This window comes from Nonomuraea sp. NPDC049480 (genome assembly GCF_044465905.1).
Classification (GTDB): domain Bacteria; phylum Actinomycetota; class Actinomycetes; order Streptosporangiales; family Streptosporangiaceae; genus Nonomuraea.
Genome location: NZ_JBITMD010000007.1, coordinates 165,985 through 188,783, shown reverse-complemented (window position 1 = coordinate 188,783; position 22,799 = coordinate 165,985). Strand labels below are relative to the sequence as shown.

Here is a 22,799-nt window from a genome sequence, read left to right as displayed (position 1 = left end):
TCCTGCCCGTTGCCGGATTCACGGGCTACTCTGAGGGTGTGCCCGTGGGAGGCCCTGTGCAATTCCCGCTGGGATGACGACAGGGACTCTTTACGGGATACAAGCCGGTCCTCCTTGTGACGATTGCGTAGGTGTGTTGGTGGGCATATCTACTGAATTCTCGGAGGGAGCTCGAGTGATCGGAGAAATCAATCCGACACTCCGCCGCCGGAAGCTCGCTGCTGAGCTGCGGCGGCTACGCGAGGATGCGGGGCTCAACGGCGTGCAGGTCGCGCAGTCCCTGCGTTGGTCCACCTCCAAGATCTCCCGACTTGAGACGGGACAGGTGGCGCCCTCACGCAAGGACGTGGCGAAGCTGCTGAACTACTACAAAGTGGAAAACGAGTGGGGTGCGCTCCTGCTCGCTCTGGCGGCAGACAACTGGAACACCAAGGGCTGGTGGGATTCCTACGCCGACCTTGTGCCGGAACCCGTTCTGGAGCTCTTCGGCTTGGAAGACGGCGCGAGTCAGGTGCGGGTCTGGAACGCGTTCAGCCTTCCCGGACTGTTGCAGACGCAGGACTATGCCATGCAAATCGGCAGGCGCACGGGCGAACTGGTGTCGCCTGGCAGGGTCGAGCGCAGAACCCGGGCCAAGCTCATGCGCCAGCGGGTGCTTACCAAGGAGCCGCCGCTGCGTTACTCCGCCGTGCTGGACGAGGGCGTCCTCCGCCGTCGCTTCGGTGACCTCGACGCGAAGCTGATGCGTGATCAGCTCCAGCATCTGGTGAAGCTGAGTGACCTACCGAACGTCACCATCCAGGTGGTCCGGCTGGAGCAGCCGCATCCGACTGACATTACCAACTTCATCCTTCTGAGCTTCCCCTCGATGCCCGCCCTTGGCCGGGTCTCCGAGGAGATCGTCTACTACGAGAACTACCCCTCCTTCACGCTGTCGGAGGACGAGGAGACGGCCTTTCAGCTCTCGCTCGTCTTCGATCAGCTCGAGCAGGCGTCCATGACTGAAGAGGAATCTCGCGAGTTCATGGCTTCGCTCGCGGCGCGCTAAAATCGTGATCAAACCGTGAGGCGTCGCTCGACGGTGGCTGGCGCACGCGGCCAGGATTGGGACTGATGTGTTCCTTGTTACTCAGGAGGATGGACGTCCCATGAATGCTCCCGCTGTGGCGCCGGACGGATGGCGCAAGAGTTCACTCAGCGGAGGAGTCGGCGAGTGCGTGGAGTTCGCCACGAGCACCAACGGAGAAGTGCTCGTGCGTGACTCCAAGAACCCAACCGGACCCGTCCTCACCTTCACGAAGTCGGAATGGCGTGCCTTCATCGGCGGTGTCCGCAACGCCGAGTTCGACGTCTGACCCGGCGTCGGTACCCTTGTCAAGGCCCTCCGTCACTGACGGAGGGCCTTGCTGGCGCCTAGAACTGCACCCCGACTGCCACTATGTACAGGAAAAGCAGTAGACTGCGGCCCGACAAGTTTGTGAAGGGGTTCACAAAGGAACGAAGGCCCACACCCCGAGGCCTTCGCGTGTGTAGGACAGGACAGTCCAGTGACCGTGCCAACAGCCACACAGGCTGACGCCGACGTCATCGTCGTCGGCGCCGGTCCCTCCGGTTCCGCAACCGCCTTTTACCTCGCTCAGGCCGGGCTCGACGTGCTGCTCCTGGAAAAGACCAGGTTCCCCCGCGAGAAGGTCTGCGGCGACGGCCTGACGCCGCGTGCGGTCAAGCAGCTGCTCAACATGGGCGTCGACGTCGACGCGCCCGGCTGGATCAGGAACAAGGGCCTGCGGGTCGTCGGCGGCGGCCATCGCTTCGAGCTCGACTGGCCGCAGCTCGACCGCTTCCCCGACTTCGGGCTGGTCCGCACCCGCATGGACTTCGACGAGATCGTCGCGGCCAACGCGGTGAAGAACGGCGTGCGGATGATGGAGGGCGTCACCGTCACGGGGCCCGTGCTCGACGACCGCAGCGGCCACATCGTCGGCGTGAAGACCAAGGACGGGCGCACGTACCGCAGCCGCCTGGTGGTGGCCGCCGACGGCAACAGCACCCGGCTCGCCGTGGGGATGGGGCTGCACAAGCGCGAGGACCGTCCGATGGGCGTGGCCGTCCGCACCTATTTCCAGAGCCCGCGGCACGACGACGACTACCTGGAGATCTGGCTGGAGCTGCGGGACGGCGACACGCTGCTGCCCGGCTACGGCTGGATCTTCGGCATCGGCGACGGCACCGCCAACGTGGGGCTCGGCCTGCTCAACACCAGCGCCCAGTTCAAGAACATCGACTACCGGGACCTGCTGCGCCGCTGGTGCAGGGCCATGCCCGCGGACTGGGAGTTCACCGAGGAGAACATGACGGCGCCCGTCCGCGGCGCCGCGCTCCCGATGGCCTTCAACAGGCAGCCGCACTACACGCGCGGCCTGGTGCTCGTGGGTGACTCGGGCGGGGCCATCAACCCGTTCAACGGCGAGGGCATCGCCTACGCCATGGAGACCGGCGAGATCGCCGCGGAGGTCATCGCGAAGGCGCTCAAGGGGACCACCCCCGCGCAGCGCGAGCGAACCCTGCGGACCTATCCGAAGACGCTGAAGGACGCCTACGGCGGATATTTCACGCTCGGGAGGTTGTTCGTCGAGGCGATTGGGAAGCCGGGTGTGATGAGCTTCGGTACCAGGCACGGGTTGCCTCACCCGAGGCTGATGCGCTTCGCTCTCAAACTCCTTGGTAATCTCACCGACCGGCGAGGCGATGCGTCAGACAGGATCATCAACGCACTCTCGAAGGTCGCCCCACCAGCATGAATCCCGGAATTAACAGATCAGGCTGCGCGCCCGCGCGCGCGGCGACTCCAGAGGAGGCGTAGCGATGGACCTTTACGTGCCCATCCTGGTGCTCGCCGTTCTCGCGGGGGGCTTCGCGATCTTCTCGGTCGCCATCGCTCCCTTCACCGGCCCCAAGCGCTGGAACCGCGCCAAGCTTGACGCCTATGAATGCGGCATCGAGCCGACGCCCCAGCCTGTCGGTGGTGGACGGTTCCCGCTCAAATACATGATCACGGCGATGCTCTTCATCGTCTTCGACATCGAGATCATCTTCCTTTATCCGTGGGCGGTCTCGTTCGCGCCGCAGACGGACGACCTCGGCCGGGTGCTCGCCTCGGGCCTCGGGCTGTTCGCGCTCGTCGAGATGCTGCTGTTCATCGTCACCGTGCTCGTCGCCTACGCGTACGTGTGGCGCCGCAAGGGTCTGGACTGGGACTGAAAATGGGACTTGAAGAGAAACTCCCCAGCGGGTTCATCCTCAGCACGGTCGAGGCGGCCGCCGGATGGGCGCGCAAGAACTCCGTATGGCCGGCCACATTCGGTCTCGCCTGTTGCGCCATCGAGCTGATGGCCACCGGTGGCCCCCACTACGACCTGGCGCGCTTCGGCATGGAGCGCGCTTCGGCGTCTCCCCGGCAGGCCGACCTGATGATCGTCGCCGGGCGCGTCTCCCAGAAGATGGCCCCCGTGCTGCGCCAGATCTACGACCAGATGGCCGAGCCCAAGTGGGTCATCGCCATGGGCGTGTGCGCCTCCAGCGGCGGCATGTTCAACAACTACGCCATCGTGCAGGGCGTCGACCACGTCGTGCCCGTCGACATCTACCTGCCCGGCTGCCCGCCGCGGCCGGAGATGCTCATCGACTCCATCGTCAAGCTGCACGACAAGATCCAGAACATGAAGTTCGGCGCGCACCGCGCCAAGCAGATCGACGAGCTCGAGCTGCAGGCGCTGCGCACGCTGCCGCTGATCGACCAGGGGGCCCCGAAGTGACCTCGCCCGACCACCTCCCCGGCAGCCCGGAGAGCGGGGAGACCCCCGAGGTCCCGGTCCCCGCGGTGCCCGAGTCGCCCGTCGTCAGGCGCGGCATGTTCGGCGCCCAGGACACCGGCGACACCTCCGGCTACGGCGGTCTCGTCGTACGCCGGGCGCCGCAGATCTCGACGCCCCGCCCGTACGGGAGCTACTTCGACGAGATCGTCGACAGCCTGGCCATGGACGACGCCGTCGAGCGCGTGGTCGTGGACCGCGGCGAGCTGACCCTGCACGTCAAGCGCGAGCGCCTGGTCGAGGTGTGCCAGAAGCTGCGTGACGATCCCACCCTGCGCTTCGAGCTGTCGCTCGGCGTGTCCGGCGTCCACTACCCGCACCTGGCGGGCGAGGAGCTGCACGCCGTTTACCACCTGTGCTCGATCACCCACAACAGGCGGGTGCGCGTGGAGGTGAGCGCGCCGGACGCGGATCCGCACATTCCATCGACTGTCAGCGTTTACCCTGGTCACGACTGGCATGAGCGGGAGACGTACGACTTCTTCGGCATCGTCTTCGACGGCCACCCCGGGCTCACCCGGATCATGATGCCGGACGACTGGGACGGCCACCCGCAGCGCAAGGACTACCCGCTGGGCGGCATCCCGGTCGAATACCGCGGTGCCACGATCCCCGCGCCCGACCAGAGGAGGTACTACTCGTGACCACGTCTTATGACGAGGCGACCGAGGGCAAGGTCTACTCGGTCGACGGCGGCGACTGGGACCAGGTCGTCACCGGTGCGCGCGACACCGAAGAGGAGCGCCTGGTCGTCAACATGGGCCCGCAGCACCCGTCCACGCACGGGGTGCTCCGGCTGGTCCTGACGCTCGACGGCGAGACGGTGACCGAGGCGCGCGGCGTGATCGGCTACCTGCACACCGGCATCGAGAAGAACATGGAATACCGGACGTGGACCCAGGGGACCACGTTCGTGACCCGCATGGACTACCTCTCGCCGATCTTCAACGAGACCGCCTACTGCCTGGGCGTGGAGAAGCTGCTCGGCGTCACTGACCGCATCCCCGAGCGGGCGCAGGCCATCCGCGTGATGATGATGGAGCTCAACCGCATCGCCTCGCACCTGGTGGCCATGGGCACGTTCGGCATGGAGCTGGGCGCGACCACGCCGTTCCTGTTCGGGTACCGCGATCGTGAAATGATCATGGACCTGTTCGAGTACATCACCGGCCTGCGCATGAACCACGCCTACGTCCGCCCCGGCGGCGTCAGCGTGGACCTGCCGGCCGGCGCGGTCGACAAGGTCGGCGAGTTCCTCAAGGAGATGCCCAAGCGGATCAAGGACATCCGCAAGCTCCTCGACGAGAACCCGGTCTACGTGCGCCGCACCAGGGACGTGGCCTACCTCGACCTGACGGGATGCATGGCGCTCGGCGTCACCGGCCCCATCCTCCGCGCCGCCGGCCTGCCGTGGGACCTGCGCAAGTCGCAGCCCTACTGCGGCTACGAGACGTACGAGTTCGACGTCGCCACCGAGCGCGGCTGCGACGTCTACTCGCGCTACCTCGTGCGCATGCGGGAGATGGAGGAGTCCCTCAAGATCGTCGAGCAGGCCCTGGACCGCATCGCCGGCCCGCTCAAGGGCGACCCGGTGATGATCGAGGACAAGAAGATCGGCTGGCCCGCGCAGCTCGCGCTCGGCCCCGACGGGATGGGCAACTCGCCCGACCACATCGCCCACATCATGGGCACCTCGATGGAGGCCCTCATCCACCACTTCAAGCTGGTGACCGAAGGCTTCCGGGTGCCGGCCGGGCAGGCGTACGCCAGCATCGAGTCGCCCAAGGGCGAGCTCGGCGCGCACGTGGTCAGCGACGGCGGCACCCGCCCCTACCGCGTGCACTTCCGCGAGCCGTCCTTCTGCAACCTGCAGAGCTTCCCCGCGATGGCGGAGGGCGGCCAGGTCGCCGACGTGATCGCCGCGGTGGCTTCTATCGACCCCGTCATGGGAGGTGTGGACAGGTGAGCGAGCTTGTCGAGCGAACAATTGGACACAGCACGCAAGTCATGAGGGCGCCGGAGGCGCGCTCATGACTTATTCACCGGAGGTCCGGGAGCGTCTGGAGCGGGACGCCAAGGAGATCATCGGCCGCTACCCGAAGACCCGGTCCGCCCTGCTGCCGCTGCTCCACCTCGTCCAGTCCGAGGACGGCTACGTCTCCGACGACGGGCAGGAGTTCTGCGCGGAGATGCTCGGCCTCAGCAAGGCCGAGGTCGTCGGCGTGTCGACCTTCTACACCATGTACAAGCGCAAGCCCGCCGGCGACTACCACGTCGGCGTGTGCATCAACGCGCTGTGCGCGGTCATGGGCGGCGACCAGATCTGGGAGGAGCTGTCGGAGCACGCCGGCATCGGCCACGAGGAGACGACTGCCGACGGCAAGGTCTCGCTGGAGCGCCTGGAGTGCAACGCAGCCTGCGACTTCGCCCCCGTGATGATGGTCAACTGGGAGTTCTTCGACAACCAGACGCCCGCGTCGGCCAAGCAGCTCGTCGACGACCTGCGTGACGGCAAGGACGTGCGGCCCACGCGCGGCCCGAAGAAGCTGTGCACCTTCAAGGAGGCCTCGCGCGTGCTCGCGGGCCTGCCGGACGACCTGGCGGGCGACGGCCCGTCGGCCGCCGGCCCCTCGCTCGAAGGCCTGAAGGTGGCCAAGGCCAAAGGATGGAAGGCCCCCGAGGCATGACGACGACGCTGACACCGGTCCTGACCGCGAACTGGGACCAGCCCAACTCCTTCACCCTCGACGGGTACGGCGAGTACGAAGCGGCCAAGAAGGCGCTGGGCATGGAACCCGACGCCGTCATCCAGGCCGTCAAGGACTCGGGCCTGCGCGGCCGAGGCGGCGCAGGCTTCCCGACCGGCATGAAGTGGGGATTCATCCCCCAAGGTGATGGCAAGCCGCACTACCTCGTCGTCAACGCCGACGAGTCGGAGCCGGGCACCTGCAAGGACATCCCGCTCATGATGGCCAACCCGCACGCGCTGGTCGAGGGCGTCATCATCACGTCGTACGCGATCCGCGCCAGCCACGCCTTCATCTACGTGCGCGGCGAGGTCCTGCACGTGATCCGGCGGCTGCACGCGGCCGTGCGGGAGGCATACGAGAAGGGTTACCTCGGCAGCGACATCTTCGGCTCCGGCTACGACCTGGAGCTGGTCGTGCACAGCGGCGCGGGCGCGTACATCTGCGGCGAGGAGACGGCGCTGCTCGACTCGCTGGAAGGCTTCAGAGGTCAACCGCGGCTCAAGCCCCCGTTCCCGGCCGTGGCGGGTCTCTACGCCTCGCCTACTGTCGTGAACAACGTCGAGTCGATCGCGAGTGTTCCCTCGATCATCGCCAACGGCGCCGACTGGTTCGCCGGGATGGGCACCGAGAAGTCCAAGGGCTTCGGCATCTTCTCGCTGAGCGGCCACGTCACCCGGCCCGGCCAGTACGAGGCCCCGCTCGGCATCACGCTGCGCGAGCTGCTCGACATGGCCGGCGGCATCCGCGAGGGGCACCAGATCAAGTTCTGGACCCCGGGCGGCTCCTCCACGCCGATCTTCACCGACGAGCACCTCGACGTGCCGCTCGACTTCGAGGCCGTCGGCGCCAAGGGATCCATGCTCGGCACCCGGGCGCTGCAGATCTTCGACGAGACCACCTGCGTGGTCCGCACGGTGCTGCGCTGGACCGAGTTCTACGCCCACGAGTCGTGCGGCAAGTGCACGCCGTGCCGCGAGGGCACCTACTGGCTCAAGCAGGTGCTCAAGCGCCTGGACAAGGGCCAGGGCACCGAGGACGACCTGGCCACGATCACCGACATCGCGGACAACATCCTCGGCCGCTCGTTCTGCGCCCTCGGCGACGGCGCGACCAGCCCGATTCACTCCTCGGTGAAGTACTTCCGCGAGGAGTACCTCAAGCACTTCGAGATCGGCGGCTGTCCGTTCGACCCGAAGAAGTCCACTCTCTGGGGTGAGCAGTGACCGTCGTAGAAACAGAAATCACCCTGGTGACCCTCACCATCGACGGGTTCCAGGTCAGTGTCCCCAAGGGCACTCTGATCATCAGGGCCGCCGAGCTCCTGGGCATCCAGATCCCCAGGTTCTGCGACCACCCGCTGCTGGACCCGGCGGCCAACTGCCGCCAGTGCCTGGTCGACATCCCCGACGCGGGCAACGGCCGCGGCTTCCCCAAGCCGCAGCCGTCCTGCGCGATCGAGGTCGCCGAGGGCATGGTCGTGCAGACCCAGCTCACCTCGCCGGTCGCCGAGAAGGCGCAGCGCGGGGCCATGGAGCTGCTGCTGATGAACCACCCGCTGGACTGCCCGGTCTGCGACAAGGGCGGCGAGTGCCCCCTGCAGAACCAGGCCATGTCCAACGGCCAGGGCGAGTCCAGGTTCCAGGAGCAGAAGCGGACCTTCCCCAAGCCGCTGCCGCTGTCCACGCAGGTGCTGCTCGACCGCGAGCGCTGCGTGCAGTGCGCCCGCTGCATCCGCTTCTCCGACCAGATCGCCGGCGACCCGCTCATCGAGTTCTTCGAGCGCGGGGCCAAGGAGCAGGTGCGCACGGCCGACGGCCAGCCGTTCAACTCCTACTTCTCCGGCAACACGGTGCAGATCTGCCCGGTCGGCGCGCTCACCGGCGCCGCCTACCGGTTCCGCGCCCGCCCGTTCGACCTGGTGTCCACGCCGAGCTCGTGCGAGCACTGCGCCGGCGGCTGCGCTCTGCGTACCGACCACCGGCGCGGCCGCGTCACCCGCCGCCTGGCGGGCAACGACCCGCAGGTCAACGAGGAGTGGAACTGCGACAAGGGCCGCTGGGCGTTCACCTACGCCACGCAGCCCGACCGGCTCAAGACGCCGCTGGTCCGCAACGAGGAAGGCGTGCTCGTGCCGGCCTCGTGGCCGGAGGCGCTCATGGTCGCCGCCGCGGGCCTGGCCAAGGCCCGCGGCAAGGCGGGCGTGCTGGTCGGCGGCCGGGTCACGGTCGAGGACGCCTACGCCTACGCCAAGTTCGCCAGGCTGGCGCTCGCGACCAACGACATCGACTTCCGCGCCCGGCCGCACTCCGCCGAGGAGGCGCAGTTCCTGGCCCACGCGGTGGCCGGCAAGGGCATCGAGATCAGCTACACCGACCTCGAGAACGCTCCGCACGTGCTGCTCGTCGGGTTCGAGCCCGAGGAGGAGTCGCCGAGCGTCTTCCTGCGCCTGCGCAAGGCGTGGATGAAGAAGGGGCTCAAGGTCTCCTCGATCGCCCCGTTCGCCTCGCCGGGGCTGAAGAAGATGGGCGGGACGCTCATCCGCACCGATCCGGGCGCCGAGGCCGACGCGATCGGCGACCTGGTCGGCACGCTGCCCGAGGGCACGATCGTGCTGGCCGGCGAGCGGCTGGCCACCGTGCCGGGCGCCCTGTCCGCCGTGGTACGCCTCGCCGCCGCCACCGAAGGCGCCCAGCTGGCCTGGATCCCGCGCCGGGCCGGCGAGCGCGGCGCCGTCGAGGCGGGGGCGCTGCCCAACCTGCTGCCGATCGGCCGCCCGGTGGACGACGAGACCGCCAGGGCCGAGATCGCCAGGGCGTGGAACGTGGGCTCGCTGCCCGCCACGCCGGGCCGCGACACCGCCGCCATCCTCGAGGCCGCCCGCTCGGGTGACCTGGACGCGCTGGTCGTGGCCGGGGTCGACCCCTACGACCTGGCCGACCCGGCGGCCGCGCTCGACGCGCTCGAGCACACGCCGTTCATCGTCAGCCTGGAGATCCGCGCCAGCGCCGTCACCGACCGCGCCGACGTGGTCCTGCCCGTGGCCGCCGTCCAGGAGAAGTCCGGGACGTTCGTCAACTGGGAGGGCCGCGGACGCTCGTTCGAGGCGCCGCTCAGGGTGCCGGGCCTGCAGAGCGACCTGGCCGTGATCGGCAACCTCGCCGACCGGCTGGACGTCCACCTGGGCCTGCCGGACGCCAAGGCGGCCCGGCGCGAGCTGTCCACCCTGGGCGCCTGGCGCGGCAGCCGGATCAGCGCGCCGAACGCCCTCACCCGCACCCAGGAGGTGCCGGAGGCGGGCCACGCCCTGCTGGCAACCTGGCACCTGCTGCTCGACGAGGGCAGGCTGCAGGACGGCGAGCCGTACCTGGCGGGCACCGCCCGTCCCGCCGAAGCGCTGGTCTCCGAGAGCACGGCCGCCGAGCTCGGCGTCGCCGACGGCGACAAGCTGGTCGTGGGCGGCAACGTCACTCTGCCCGTGCGCGTCGCCGACCTACCGGACCGGGTGGTCTGGGTGCCGGCGAACTCCGGCGGCTGCAAGGTCACGCGTGACCTGCGCGCGGTGGCCGGCGACATCGTCACCATCGGGAGCGCCTCATGATTCACGTTCTCGCGGCCAATCCCACCCTCGCCGACTTCGGCGACGACCCGGTGTGGATCCACATCATCAAGGCCGTGATGCTGTTCGTCTTCCTGATGCTGGGAGTGTTGTTCGGCGTCTGGTTCGAGCGCAAGCTCATCTCCAGGATGCAGAACCGCTACGGTCCCAACCGGGCCGGCAAGTTCGGTCTGCTGCAGTCCGTGGCCGACGGCCTGAAGATGGGCCTGAAGGAGGACCTCTTCCCGCGGACCGTGGACAAGGTGCTCTACCTGCTGGCGCCCATTATCATGGTGGTGCCGGCGTTCCTGGCCTTCTCGATCATCCCGTTCGGGCCGATGGTCAACCTGTTCGGCGAGCAGACGCCGCTGCAGCTGGTCGACCTGCCGGTGGCGGTGCTGTTCATGCTGGCCATGGGGGCGGTGTCGGTCTACGGCGTGGTGCTGGCCGGGTGGTCGTCGCGCTCGCCGTACGCGCTGCTGGGCGGGCTGCGGTCGGCGGCTCAGGTGGTCTCGTACGAGATCGCCATGGGCCTGTCGTTCGTGGCGGTGTTCATCTTCGCCGGGACGCTGTCCACCTCGGAGATCGTCGCGGCGCAGGCGGACACCTGGTACGTGGTGCTGCTGGCGCCGTCGTTCCTGATCTACGTGATCTGCATGTTCGGCGAGGCCGCCCGCATCCCGTTCGACCTGCCCGAGGGTGAGGGCGAGCTGGTCGGCGGCTTCCAGACCGAATACTCCTCCTCGCTGAAGTTCGCCCTGATCATGATGGGCGAGTACCTGCACACCTTCACCGCCTCCGGCATCGCCGTGACGCTGTTCCTCGGCGGCTGGCGGGCGCCGTTCCCGATCTCGCTGTGGGAGGGCGCCAACACCGGCTGGTGGCCGGTGTTGTGGTTCTTCATCAAGTTCGTGCTGACCTTCAGCTTCATCGTGTGGGTGCGCGCCTCGCTGCCCCGCGTGCGCTACGACCAGCTCATGTCCCTGGGCTGGAAGGTGCTGATCCCGGTCAACCTGGCCTGGATCCTGCTGGTGGCGGCCGTGCGTAACGTGGTGATCAACGAGGACAACAGGATGCTGAGCGTCGTGCTCGGCGCGGTCATCGTGGTCGGCGCGCTGGCCATCTGGATGCGGTTCGACACCGTCAACCAGCGGCGCAAGGAAGCCAGGAAGGCCGAGGTCGACGCCGAGTTCGAGGAACTGTCCAACGAGCCCGCGGCCGGTGGCTTCCCGGTGCCGCCGCTCGATCTGCCGCACTATCACGGGGTGCAGCACAAGGAGATTCCCAGTGGGACTAACTGATTGGCTGAACCCCGTCAAGGGCTTCGGGGTCACCTTCCACACGATGTTCAAGAAGCCCGTCACGACGAACTACCCGGAGGAGAAGAGGCCGACGGCTCCTCGCTTCCACGGGCGTCACCAGCTCAACCGCTGGCCTGACGGGCTGGAGAAGTGCGTAGGGTGCGAGCTGTGCGCCTGGGCGTGTCCCGCCGACGCGATCTACGTGGAGGGCGCGGACAACACCGAGGAGGAGCGCTTCTCGCCGGGCGAGCGCTACGGGCGCACGTACCAGATCAACTATCTGCGGTGCATCCTCTGCGGCCTGTGCATCGAGGCCTGCCCGACCCGCGCGCTCACCATGACGAACGAGTACGAGCTCGCGGACACCAGCCGCGAGAGCCTCATCTACACCAAGGAGATGCTGCTCGCGCCGCTGACCCAGGGCATGGAGCAGCCGCCGCACCCCATGCGGCTCGGTGAGACCGAAGAGGACTACTACCGGCTGGGGCGGACCAATGGGTGAGACCATCACGTTCTGGGTGCTCGCCGTCGTGTCCGTCGGCGCCGCGCTCGGCATGGTCTTCAACCGGAAGGCCGTGTACTCCGCGCTGATGCTCGGCACGGTGATGCTCTGCCTCGCGGTCCTGTACGCGGTGCAGGACGCGCCCTTCCTGGCCGCGGTGCAGATCATCGTCTACACCGGCGCGATCATGATGCTGTTCCTGTTCGTGCTCATGCTCGTGGGTGTGGACTCGTCCGACTCCTTCGTCGAGACGATCAAGGGACAGCGTGTCTGGGCGGTGCTGGCCGGCATCGGCTTCGCCACCCTGATCATCCTGGCCGTCGGCAACGCGGTCTTCGCGCCCGAGGTCGGGTTGACCCAGGCCACGGCGCAGGGCGGCTACATCCGCTCGATCGCCCTGCAGTTGTTCACCACGTACGTGTTCGCGTTCGAGATCACCTCGGCGCTCCTGATCACCGCGGCGCTGGGCGCCATGGTGCTCGCGCACCGCGAGAAGCTCACCGAGAAGCTCACGCAGAAGGACCTGTCCCGCGCCAGGTTCCAGGGCGACCGCCCGTCGCCGCTGCCGGGCCCCGGCACGTACGCCAGGAACAACGCCATCGACATGCCCGCGCTGCTGCCCGATGGCACAGCCGCGGAGTCGTCGGTCAACCGCTACATCGCGCGTTACGACGTCGAGCACGACCACCTGCCGGCCGACCCCAAGCTCGCCGAGGCCATCAAACACACGGCCGAGCACGACGTCGCGCCGACGGAGGCCGAGCAGGACGCCGAGACCAATGAGGTGACCAAGTGACGACGCAGTACCTGGTCCTGTCCGGCCTGCTGTTCGCCATCGGTGCGCTCGGCGTGCTGATCAGGCGCAACGCGATCGTGGTGTTCATGTGCGTGGAGCTCATGCTCAACGCCTGCAATCTCGCGTTCGTCACCTTCTCCAGGCAGGTCGGCAACCTGGAGGGCCAGATCATCGCGTTCTTCGTGATGGTGGTGGCCGCGGCCGAGGTCGTGGTCGGCCTGGCCATCATCGTGACGATCTTCCGAACCCGCAGGTCCGCGTCGGTCGACGACGCGAACCTGCTGAAGTACTAAGAGGTGACTGGTGCAATCTGAAATCGCTCAGATCATCCAGCACACCGGCGGCATGATCGGAAGCGCCTGGCTGATGATCGCCTTCCCGTTGCTGGGGGCGTTCATCCTGTTGGTGCTCGGCCGGTTCACGAACCGCTGGGGCCACCTGCTGGGCGTGGCCATGTCCCTCGCCTCGTTCGTCGTGGCGGTGCTGGCGTTCCTGGAGCTCCGAGGGTTCGGCGAGATGGAGCGCCGGCGGGCCGTCGAGCTGTACGAGTTCATCCCCAACATGGACATCAAAATGGGGCTGCTGATCGACCCGTTGTCGATCAGCTTCGCCCTGCTGATCACGGGTGTAGGGTCGCTGATCCACATCTACTCGATCGGCTACATGTCGCACGACGAGCACCGGCGTAGGTTCTTCGCCTACCTCAACCTGTTCGTGGCCGCGATGCTCCTGCTGGTGCTGGCCGACAACTACGTGGGCCTGTTCATCGGCTGGGAGGGCGTCGGCCTGGCGTCCTACCTGCTGATCGGGTTCTGGCAGTTCAAACCGTCGGCGGCGGTCGCGGCCAAGAAGGCGTTCGTGGTCAACCGCGTCGGTGACTTCGGCCTGCTGGTCGGCATGTTCGTCATCTTCACCACGTACCACACGCTCTCGTTCGCGGAGCTGAAGCCGATCACCGCGGAGAACGGCACCACGCTGGCCATCGGCCTGCTGCTGCTCCTCGGCGCCTGCGGCAAGTCCGCGCAGCTGCCGCTGCAGTCCTGGCTCCTGGACGCCATGGAAGGCCCGACCCCGGTGTCGGCGCTGATCCACGCGGCGACCATGGTCACCGCCGGCGTCTACCTGGTGGTCCGGTCCGGGGCGTTCTTCTTCCCCGAGGGCTCGGGGGCCGCGCTCGCCGTGTCGATCGTGGGTGCGGCCACGCTGCTCGCCGGTGCGATCATCGGTTGTGCGAAGGACGACATCAAGAAGGGCCTCGCCGGTTCGACGATGTCGCAGATCGGCTACATGATGCTCGGCGCGGGCCTCGGCCCGGTGGGTTACGTCTTCGCGATCGGTCACCTGATCACGCACGGCTTCTTCAAGGCCGACCTGTTCCTCGGGGCCGGTTCCGTGATGCACGGCATGAACGACGAAGTGGACATGCGGAAGTACGGCGGGCTGCGCAAGTACATGCCGCGGACCTTCGTCACGTTCTTCATCGGCTATCTGGCGATCATCGGTTTCCCGCTGCTGTCCGGCTACTTCACCAAGGACGGCATCATCGAGACCGCGATGGAGCACAACCAGGTCCTCGGCTGGCTGGCCGTGCTGGGCGCGGGCCTCACCGGCTTCTACATGTCGCGGATGGTCTTCATGACCTTCTTCGGCCAGAAGCGCTGGGCCGAGGACGCGCACCCGCACGAATCGCCGGCCGTCATGACCGTGCCGCTGATGATCCTCTCGCTCGGCGCGCTCTTCCTGGGCGGTTACCTGGTCATGGACGGGACGCTGTACGACTTCCTGCGTCCCGCGGTGGGCGGCGAGCCCGGTGGTGCGCCCGCCTTCCACTTCGTCAGCGTCCCCGGCCTCGCCACCCTGGCGCTCGTCGCCGTGGGTGCGGCCTTCGCGTGGGTGAAGTACGGGCGGGCCGAGGTGCCGGCCGCGCAGCCGCGTGGGTCGTTCGTCACCACGTTCGCCCGGCGCGACCTGTACGGTGACGCGCTCAACGAGTCGCTGTTCATGCGACCCGGCCAGTGGCTGACCCGCATCGCGGTGTTCTTCGACAACCGTGGCGTCGACGGGCTGGTCAACGGCCTGGCCGCGGGCATCGGCGGCAGCTCCGGGCGCCTCAGGCGGCTCCAGACGGGCTTCGCCAGAACGTACGCGCTGTCCATCTTCATCGGTGCCGCCCTGCTGACCGGCGCCCTGTTCCTCGTTGGGACCTTCTGATGTCACCCTGGCTTCCGATACTCATGGCGGTGCCCGTGGTGGGCGCCGTCGTGGTGGCGCTGCTCCCCAAGGGCAGTGACAAGCTGGCCAAGCAGGTCACGCTGCTGGTCTCGCTGCTGGTGCTGGTGCTCACGGGCGTCATGGCCGCCGGGTACGATCCGTCGTCCAGCGAGCGATTCCAGTTCAAGGCCGAGTACGACTGGATCCCCAGCTTCGGTGTGAAGTTCGGGGTCGGCGTCGACGGCGTGGCGCTCGTGCTGATCGCCCTGTCGGTGGTGCTGGTGCCGATCGTGGTGCTGGCCTCCTGGAACGACGCCGACGGGGTCAAGAGCGCCGACGGCACGCTGATCACGCCCAAGCGGTCGGTGAAGACGTACTTCTCGCTGCTGCTGGTGCTGGAGACCATGATGATCGGCGTCTTCGCGGCGACCGACATCTTCCTCTTCTACGTCTTCTTCGAAGCCATGCTGATCCCGATGTACTTCATGATCGGGTCGTACGGCGGCGCCCAGCGGTCCTACGCGGCCGTCAAGTTCCTGCTGTACTCGCTGTTCGGCGGCCTGCTCATGCTGGTCGCGGTCATCGGGCTCTACTTCGTGGCGGGCAAGGGCACGTTCATGTTCCCCGAGCTGATCGGGGCCATCCAGGACCCGGCCATGCAGAAGTGGCTGTTCGGCGGGTTCTTCATCGCCTTCGCGATCAAGGCGCCGCTGTGGCCGGTGCACACCTGGCTGCCCGACGCGGCCGCGCAGGCTCCGGCCGGCGCCGCCGTGCTGCTGGTGGGCGTGCTGGACAAGGTCGGCACGTTCGGGATGTTGCGCTTCTGCCTGGAGTTGTTCCCGGACGCGGCCAAGGCGTTCACGATGCCGATCGTCGTGCTGGCGGTCATCAGCATCCTCTACGGCGCCATCGTGGCCATCGGTCAGACCGACATGAAGCGGCTCATCGCGTACACGTCGATCTCGCACTTCGGCTTCATCGTGCTGGGTGTGTTCGCCATGTCGGAGATCGCGCAGTCCGGCGCGGCGCTCTACATGGTCAACCACGGCTTCGCCACCGGCGCGCTGTTCCTGGCCGCGGGCTTCCTCATCGCCAGGCGCGGCTCGCCGTTCATCGGCGACTACGGCGGCGTGCAGAAGGTCGCGCCGCTGCTGGCCGGCTTCTTCCTGGTCGCCGGTCTGGCCGGGCTCTCGCTGCCGGGGCTTTCATCGTTCGTCAGCGAGTTCATGGTCATGATCGGCACGTACGAGAGCCCGGCGCACGGCTCCGGAGCTCTGGCGGTGGCCGCGGTGATCTCCGCGCTGGCCGTGATCCTCGCGGCCGTCTACATCCTGTGGATGGTGCAGCGGACCCTGAACGGTCCGACCGCTGAGCCGGTCAAGGCGTTCAAGGACCTGAACGCCCGCGAGGTCCTGGTGCTGGCCCCGCTCGTCGCCCTGATCATCGGGTTCGGCTTCTTCCCCAAGCCGCTGCTCGACGTGATCAACCCGTCCGTGAAAGAGACAGTGGCCAACGTGAAGGTGCCGGTCTCCACCATCGCTGAGAAGGGGACAGGTCAGTGAACCCCGCCATTCCAGCGCCGACGATCGAGTACGGCACGCTGGCGCCCCTGCTGGTGGTGTTCGGCGCGGCCGTCATCGGCGTGCTCGTCGAGGCGTTCGCGCCGCGCTACCTGCGCAAGTCGATCCACGTACCGCTCACCCTGCTGAGCCTGGCCGGCGCGTTCGCGCTGGTCCTCGTGCAGGTGCTGCGCGGCCAGGTGTCCACCACGGCCGCCGCCATGGGCGCGGTGGCGGTGGACGGCCCCTCGTTGTTCATCTGGGGCGTCATCCTCGTCCTGTCGTTCGTCTGCGTGCTGCTGATCAACGACGAGGGCCACTTCGTCGCCTCGGCCGCGGCCGTGCCGGGCAGCGCCGACGAGGAGGAGGCCGAGACCCTGACCGGCGGGGCCGGCCACACCGAGGTCTACCCGCTGGTGCTGTTCGCGGTCGGCGGCATGCTGCTGTTCCCGGCCTCGCACGACCTGCTGATGATGTTCGTGGCCCTCGAGGTCATGTCGCTGCCGCTGTACCTGCTGTGCGGCCTGGCCCGCCGGCGCCGCCTGCTGTCGCAGGAGGCGTCGATGAAGTACTTCCTGCTCGGCGCGTTCTCCTCGGCGTTCTTCCTGTACGGCACCGCCATGGTCTACGGGTACGCGGGCACCGTCTCGCTCCCCGGCATCAACCAGGCGCTGTCCACAGGCACCGGGCTCGACCCGCTGCTGATGATCGGGCTCGCGCTGCTCGGCGTGGGCCTGCTGTTCAAGATCGGCGCGGCGCCGTTCCACGCCTGGAAGCCCGATGTCTACCAGGGCGCCCCGACCCCGATCACCGCGCTGATGGCCTCGGGCACGCTGGTCGCGGCCGTCGGCGCCGTGCTGCGGGTTTTCTGGGTGGGTCTGGGCAACCTGGACTGGAACTGGCGCCCGATCATCTGGGTCGTGGCCGCGCTCACCATGGTCGTCGGCTCGGTTCTGGCGATCACGCAGACCGAGATCAAGCGGATGCTGGCGTACTCGTCCATCGCGCACGCGGGCTTCCTGCTCGTCGGCGTGATGGCCACGTTCGGCACCGCCCAGCAGAACGCCGTCTCGCTGAAGGCGATCCTGTTCTACCTGGCGGTCTACAGCATCACTACGGTCGGCGCGTTCGCGGTGGTCACGCTGGTGCGCGACCCGGGCGGCGAGGCCGGTCACCTGTCGCGCTGGGCCGGGCTCGGCAAGCGCGCCCCGATGCTGGCCGGCGTGTTCGCCTTCTTCCTGCTGGCCTTCGCCGGAATCCCGCTCACCAGCGGTTTCTTCGGCAAGTACGCCGTCTTCGCCGCCGCTCTGGACAGCGGGACGCAGGCGGGCGACTCGATGGGCGGCTGGATGGCCGGCCTGGTCGTCGTGGGCGTGGTGGCCTCCGCGGTGGCGGCGTTCTTCTACGTGCGGGTGATCGTGCTGATGTTCTTCAGCGAGCCGGCGGCCGACGGCCCGGCGATCGCGGTGCCGAGTATGGGCACCGTGGCCGTCATCGCTGTTTCGCTGCTGGTTACCGTAGGAGTCGGGCTCTACCCGGAGTCCATGCTCGGTGTTGCCAACGACGCTGCTAGCAGCCTGTTCATTAGATAAGGGGAATCTCTATGTCTGCGCCTCCCGTGGTTGACCTTCCTATTGAGGACGAGCGGTTGGCGCAGGACGTGGCCAACGGACTGGCCGCGGTCGAGAAACTCCTGCGCTCGTCGGTGGAGAGCGAGGACGCCTTCGTCACGGAGGCGTCCAAGCACCTCATCGAAGCGGGCGGCAAGCGGTTCCGCACGCTGATGGTGCTGCTGGCAGCCCAGTTCGGCGACCCGTCGGCGCCGGGCGTGGTGCCCGGCGCGGTGGTCATCGAGCTGACTCATCTGGGCTCCCTGTACCACGACGACGTCATGGACGAGGCCCCGGTGCGCCGGGGCTCCCCGTCCGCGAACGCCCGGTGGGACAACACCGTGGCGATCCTCACCGGCGACTACCTGTTCGCCCAGGCCTCGGACATCCTGGCCGACCTCGGCCCGGAGCTGATCCGCATCCAGGCGCAGACGTTCTCCCGCCTCGTCCAGGGCCAGATCCGCGAGACGGTCGGCCCGCGGGACGGCGAGGACCCGATCGCACACTATTTGAATGTGCTGGCCGACAAGACGGGGTCGCTCATCGCCGCGTCCGGCCGCTTCGGCGCGCTGCTGTCCGGCGCCCCGGCGGATGTGGAGGAGCGGCTCAGCCGCGCCTGCGAGGCCATCGGCGTGGCCTGGCAGCTCGGGGACGACCTGCTGGACGTGGCCTCCACCGACGCCGAGTCGGGCAAGACGCAGGGGACCGACCTGCGCGAGGGCATCAAGACCCTGCCGGTTCTGTACGCGCTGGCCGCCGGCGACTCACCGCGCCTGACGTCGCTGCTGTCGGGCCCGGTGGCCGAGGAGGACGTGTCCGAGGCGCTGGAGCTGTTGCGCGCTCATCCGGCGATGGGGCGGGCGCGGGCGGAGCTGGAGGCGTGGGTGGACCGGGCCCGTCTCGACATTTCCGGCTTGCCGGACATTCCGGCTCGCGCGGCCTTTTTGGCCCTATGTGACTACGTGGTCCAGCGTTCGGGCTGATTTCCTGACCCGGGCGGCCGCGCGGGCCGTCCGGATGCTGTCGTACGTGAAGATCGCCAGGGCCAGCCAGACGATCGAGAACCCGATCCACCGGCTGGACGGCATCGTCTCCTTGGCGATCAGCACGCCGCACGCGAACTGCAGGATCGGTGCGATGTACTGCAGCAGCCCCATCGTGCTGAGCGGCACCCGGATGGCGGCCGCCCCGAAGCAGATCAGCGGCACGGCCGTGATGACCCCTGCCCCGGCGAGCAGCACGGCGTGCCATACCCCCTGCTGCGCGAACGTGGCCTCCCCGCTCGCCTGCAGGAAGGCGAGATACCCGAGCGCAGGGAAAAGCAGCACCAGCGTCTCCACGGCCAGGCCCTCGGTGGCCGCCACGTTGGCCTTCTTCTTGACCAGCCCGTACACCCCGAAGCTCACCGCCAGGGTGAGCGCGATCCACGGCAGCCGCCCGTAGTCGAGCGTCAGCACGAGCACCGCGAGCGCCCCGAACCCGACGGCCGCCCACTGCAGCGGCCGCAGCCGCTCACGCAGCAGCACCACGCCGAACAGCACGCTGACGAGCGGGTTGATGAAGTAGCCGAGCGCGCTCTCCACGACATGTCCGCTGTTGACGGCGTAGATGTAGGTGCCCCAGTTGAGGGTGACGACGATGGCGGCGACGGTGAGCAGCGCCAGCTTCCCGGGTTGCCCCGCCAGCTCGCGGATCCAGGACCAGTGGCGGCGCACGAGCAGCACGGCGGCGACGGCGACCAGCGACCACACCATGCGGTGCGCCAGGATCTCGACGGCTCCGGAGGGCTTGAGCAGCGGCCAGTAGAGGGGGAACAGCCCCCACATGGTGTAGGCGGCGATCCCGAAGAGCGCACCGCGCCGAAGGTCAGGCATGTAGCACATCTTCGCCCATTACCACCTTTAATCACAAATGGAATCCACTATATGGAAATGTGTAGCCCTCCTTAAGCGTTGCTGGCTATGTAGGCTGGAAGGCGTACCGATGGAGGTAGTGCGATGGGCTGGCTGTTCGGCGGCAACAAGACATCGATGGTCCGACCGGAGGACGCCCTCCCGGGCCGCACGGAGACCATGCCCGTGCCGTCCCGGCACGCGGTCCTGGACGCCCCCCTGGCCCCGCCTTACGCCGAAGGGCTGGAGATCGCCGACTTCGGCCTGGGCTGCTTCTGGGGCGCCGAGCGGAAGTTCTGGCAGACCCCCGGGGTCGTCACAACCGCGGTCGGATACCAGGGCGGATACACGTCCAACCCGACGTACGAGGAGGTCTGCAGTGGGCTCACGGGGCACACCGAGGTCGTGCGGGTGGTGTTCGATCCGGCGAAGGTGTCGTACGAGGAGCTCCTGAAGGTCTTCTGGGAGGCCCACGACCCCACGCAGGGGATGCGACAGGGGAACGACGTTGGGACGCAGTATCGCTCGGCGATCTATCACCACTCGCCGGAGCAGCAGAAGGCGGCGGAGGCTTCGCGGGAGGCGTACCAGAGGGTGCTGAAGACGGCGGGGTACGGGGAGATCACCACGGAGATCGCTGAGGCCGGGCCGTTCTACTTCGCGGAGGACTATCACCAGCAGTATTTGTTTAAAGTTCCGAACGGATACTGCGGCATCGGTGGGACGGGTGTCGCCTGCCCGGTCGGTCTGACCTCCGGCGAGGCGTAGACCTGCGGAGATAAGAGAAAGTTTGATCAGGGCGACTCGGCCGGTGCGCAGGAAGGCCGTAATGATGCCGTGCAGACCAAGCAAGAAGGAGGCGCTGGCGCAAGTCTGCGACGGCGTCGATCACGTTGGTGATCGACCGGACCCGGACCCCAGGCTCGCGATCGGCGAGGTGCACAGTTTCGGGATGACCTCGGCGATATAGGGGAAACATACCGCCCTCCTCTACCCTCCGTATGTCTTTCCCTGGCTCAACGGACAAGCTCAGACCCCGCCTCGGTGGTCGGAGAGTTGAGGCCGGGACCCCCTCGGAGGAGAAACACACGATGCCCGGATCTCTATCGCGCCGCAGCCTGCTCAGGATCGGTGGCGGGGCCTTGGTCGCGGGGGCGGCCGCGTCCCTGACCCGTGACGTACTGGCCCCCGACGCGGCGCAGGCGGCTACATGGCATTCCCAGCTCGTCTACCCGGGCGCCGACGGCCGGCTGGTCTACAAGCCGGATTCACGGGGGAAGGTGATCCCGGACTTCAGCTGGGCCGGGTACCGCAATGGCCAGACGCCGATCCCGTCCGTCCCAGTCGTCAAGGAGATCGGCCCTGTCGCGGGTGACAACACCGCGCACATTCAGGCCGCGCTCGACGAGGTGGGCGGGATGCCGCTCGGTGCCAATGGGTTCAGAGGGGCGCTGCTCCTCAAGGCCGGTCACTACATCGTCGACGGCACGCTCCGGATGAAGCACGACGGTGTCGTGTTGCGCGGGGTCGGCAAGGAAGCCGACACGTCGGTCAACACGGTCATCACCGGTAAGGGCGACGGGAGCAGGAGCGCGGTCCTCTTCGTCGGTGGTACCTCCGGCGGCTGGGAATCGCAGGTGCCCGGCACCAAGACCGGCATCACCTCCAGCCTGGTCACGACCGGACAGCGCCGGATCACCCTGGCATCGACGGCCAACCTCAAGGTCGGCGACAACATCATCATCTATCACCCGCACACCCAGGAGTGGATCGAGGCGATCAACGGCGGGGGCGTGGTGAACGACGCTCCCTGGGCCCCCGGCCAACCGCCGGAGCTGCCCATCATGTACAACAGGTACATCCGGGAGATCGTCGGCAACGACATCATCATCTGCGCCCCCGTCTTCAACGATCTGCGACGGTCCCTGTCCCAGTCCTACGTATACGTCTGGGACCGGGTCGGGCTCGTCCGCAATGTCGGTGTGGAGGACCTCCGCATCGACATGGACGATCCGTCGAGCACTAGCGAGGACCACCCACAGAGCTGCATCTTCGTCAGCAGGGTCGAGGACGCGTGGGTCATGAACGCCGCGCTCCTGCACTTCTCGGTCTCCGGCGTCTGGGTGCAGCGCAGCACGCGGGTTACCGTGCAGCGGGTTCGGGCCGTCCAACCTCGTTCCGAGATCATCGGAGGGAGGCGGTACAGCTTCTGCGCCGGTGGCATGTCCCAGCAGGTTCTCTTCAACGACCTAATAGCGTTCTATGCGCGGCACGCCTTCATCGGCACGGGGATGAGCACCTGCTCTGGCAATGTGTGGCTGAACGGGTACAGCAAGTTCGGCTACAACGAGACCGGCGGCCATCACCGGTGGAGTCAGGGGCTCCTGTATGACAACATCCAGGAACTGTCCAACCAGAGCGAGAACGACTGGGTCCTGGCCCTGCACAATCGCGGAGACAGGGGAGATGGGCATGGCTGGTCCTCGGTGAACAGCGTGGCGTGGAACTGCACCGTGGACAACGGCAAGAAGCTGTGCGTGCAAACTCCACCGACCGCTCAGAACTTCGCCATCGGCACTACCGGCATCGTCACCGGGCAGAACTGGTACACCAACCACCAGACCGGCTATGTGGAGGGGACCAACCGCTCGGGGCTGGCACCTGGCTCCCTCTACCTGGCGCAGCTCGCCGATCGGCTCCGTGGCTCGTAA

General features: G+C 67.6%; 21 protein-coding genes. 20 read left to right on the top strand and 1 reads right to left on the bottom strand.

Annotated elements, in window-relative coordinates; translation table 11 throughout:
* The first annotated feature begins 175 nt into the window (after positions 1-175).
* The 18 genes from ACIBX3_RS22005 to ACIBX3_RS21920 all read left to right on the top strand — a co-directional run bounded on the left by ACIBX3_RS22005 (position 176) and on the right by ACIBX3_RS21920 (position 19,179).
* Complete coding sequence (locus ACIBX3_RS22005) at positions 176-1,048, top strand: helix-turn-helix domain-containing protein (RefSeq protein ID WP_397119705.1); 873 nt, start codon at positions 176-178, stop codon at positions 1,046-1,048.
* A gap of 100 nt (positions 1,049-1,148) precedes the next feature.
* Positions 1,149-1,355 (top strand): DUF397 domain-containing protein, encoded by a 207-nt coding sequence (locus tag ACIBX3_RS22000; protein ID WP_397119703.1) that lies wholly within the window; start codon positions 1,149-1,151, stop codon positions 1,353-1,355.
* A gap of 192 nt (positions 1,356-1,547) precedes the next feature.
* Positions 1,548-2,801: a geranylgeranyl reductase family protein gene (locus ACIBX3_RS21995; RefSeq protein ID WP_397119701.1), complete on the top strand. Its 1,254-nt coding sequence runs from the start codon at positions 1,548-1,550 to the stop codon at positions 2,799-2,801.
* Positions 2,802-2,865: 64 nt separating this feature from the next.
* A complete protein-coding gene (locus tag ACIBX3_RS21990) occupies positions 2,866-3,261 on the top strand; it encodes an NADH-quinone oxidoreductase subunit A (protein ID WP_397119699.1) in 396 nt (131 codons plus the stop codon).
* A 2-nt stretch (positions 3,262-3,263) separates the two neighbouring features.
* On the top strand, positions 3,264-3,815 hold the full coding sequence (locus ACIBX3_RS21985; protein ID WP_397119697.1) for a NuoB/complex I 20 kDa subunit family protein: 552 nt from the start codon (positions 3,264-3,266) through the stop codon (positions 3,813-3,815).
* Positions 3,812-4,516, top strand: coding sequence for an NADH-quinone oxidoreductase subunit C (locus ACIBX3_RS21980; RefSeq protein ID WP_397119695.1), 705 nt, complete (start codon positions 3,812-3,814; stop codon positions 4,514-4,516). Before ACIBX3_RS21985 ends, ACIBX3_RS21980 begins: the two co-directional genes overlap by 4 nt.
* Positions 4,513-5,838, top strand: coding sequence for an NADH-quinone oxidoreductase subunit D (locus tag ACIBX3_RS21975; RefSeq protein ID WP_397119693.1), 1,326 nt, complete (start codon positions 4,513-4,515; stop codon positions 5,836-5,838). The genes ACIBX3_RS21980 and ACIBX3_RS21975 overlap by 4 nt, the downstream gene beginning before the upstream one ends.
* Positions 5,825-6,559 (top strand): NADH-quinone oxidoreductase subunit NuoE, encoded by a 735-nt coding sequence (nuoE, locus tag ACIBX3_RS21970; protein ID WP_397119691.1) that lies wholly within the window; start codon positions 5,825-5,827, stop codon positions 6,557-6,559. Before ACIBX3_RS21975 ends, nuoE begins: the two co-directional genes overlap by 14 nt.
* Positions 6,556-7,845 carry an NADH-quinone oxidoreductase subunit NuoF gene (gene nuoF / locus ACIBX3_RS21965; RefSeq protein WP_397119689.1) on the top strand — a complete coding sequence of 430 codons (1,290 nt, stop codon included), beginning with the start codon at positions 6,556-6,558 and terminating at the stop codon, positions 7,843-7,845. Before nuoE ends, nuoF begins: the two co-directional genes overlap by 4 nt.
* A complete protein-coding gene (locus ACIBX3_RS21960; RefSeq protein ID WP_397119687.1) occupies positions 7,842-10,220 on the top strand; it encodes an NADH-quinone oxidoreductase subunit G in 2,379 nt (792 codons plus the stop codon). Before nuoF ends, ACIBX3_RS21960 begins: the two co-directional genes overlap by 4 nt.
* Positions 10,217-11,518, top strand: coding sequence for an NADH-quinone oxidoreductase subunit NuoH (nuoH, locus tag ACIBX3_RS21955; RefSeq protein WP_397119685.1), 1,302 nt, complete (start codon positions 10,217-10,219; stop codon positions 11,516-11,518). The genes ACIBX3_RS21960 and nuoH overlap by 4 nt, the downstream gene beginning before the upstream one ends.
* Positions 11,505-12,020, top strand: a complete 516-nt coding sequence (gene nuoI, locus ACIBX3_RS21950) for an NADH-quinone oxidoreductase subunit NuoI (protein ID WP_397119683.1) — start codon at positions 11,505-11,507, stop codon at positions 12,018-12,020. Before nuoH ends, nuoI begins: the two co-directional genes overlap by 14 nt.
* On the top strand, positions 12,013-12,816 hold the full coding sequence (locus tag ACIBX3_RS21945) for an NADH-quinone oxidoreductase subunit J (protein ID WP_397119681.1): 804 nt from the start codon (positions 12,013-12,015) through the stop codon (positions 12,814-12,816). The genes nuoI and ACIBX3_RS21945 overlap by 8 nt, the downstream gene beginning before the upstream one ends.
* Entirely contained in the window at positions 12,813-13,109 is a 297-nt protein-coding gene (gene nuoK, locus ACIBX3_RS21940; RefSeq protein ID WP_188188573.1) for an NADH-quinone oxidoreductase subunit NuoK, read from the top strand. Before ACIBX3_RS21945 ends, nuoK begins: the two co-directional genes overlap by 4 nt.
* A gap of 52 nt (positions 13,110-13,161) precedes the next feature.
* Positions 13,162-15,027, top strand: a complete 1,866-nt coding sequence (gene nuoL / locus ACIBX3_RS21935) for an NADH-quinone oxidoreductase subunit L (protein WP_397120240.1) — start codon at positions 13,162-13,164, stop codon at positions 15,025-15,027.
* Positions 15,027-16,589, top strand: a complete 1,563-nt coding sequence (locus ACIBX3_RS21930; RefSeq protein WP_397119679.1) for an NADH-quinone oxidoreductase subunit M — start codon at positions 15,027-15,029, stop codon at positions 16,587-16,589. The genes nuoL and ACIBX3_RS21930 overlap by 1 nt, the downstream gene beginning before the upstream one ends.
* The gene (nuoN, locus tag ACIBX3_RS21925) at positions 16,586-18,178 is read left to right on the top strand and encodes an NADH-quinone oxidoreductase subunit NuoN (protein WP_397119677.1); all 1,593 of its coding nucleotides are present in this window, start codon (positions 16,586-16,588) and stop codon (positions 18,176-18,178) included. Before ACIBX3_RS21930 ends, nuoN begins: the two co-directional genes overlap by 4 nt.
* An 11-nt stretch (positions 18,179-18,189) precedes the next feature.
* Positions 18,190-19,179: a polyprenyl synthetase family protein gene (locus ACIBX3_RS21920; RefSeq protein WP_397119675.1), complete on the top strand. Its 990-nt coding sequence runs from the start codon at positions 18,190-18,192 to the stop codon at positions 19,177-19,179.
* Here ACIBX3_RS21920 and rarD read toward each other — a convergent pair.
* Positions 19,147-20,070 (bottom strand): EamA family transporter RarD, encoded by a 924-nt coding sequence (gene rarD, locus ACIBX3_RS21915; protein WP_397119673.1) that lies wholly within the window; start codon positions 20,068-20,070, stop codon positions 19,147-19,149. The genes ACIBX3_RS21920 and rarD overlap by 33 nt on opposite strands.
* A gap of 123 nt (positions 20,071-20,193) precedes the next feature.
* Here rarD and msrA point away from each other — a divergent pair, with 123 nt between their 5' ends.
* Positions 20,194-20,856, top strand: a complete 663-nt coding sequence (msrA, locus tag ACIBX3_RS21910) for a peptide-methionine (S)-S-oxide reductase MsrA (RefSeq protein WP_397119671.1) — start codon at positions 20,194-20,196, stop codon at positions 20,854-20,856.
* Positions 20,857-21,179: 323 nt separating this feature from the next.
* Positions 21,180-22,799 (top strand): hypothetical protein, encoded by a 1,620-nt coding sequence (locus ACIBX3_RS21905; protein ID WP_397119669.1) that lies wholly within the window; start codon positions 21,180-21,182, stop codon positions 22,797-22,799.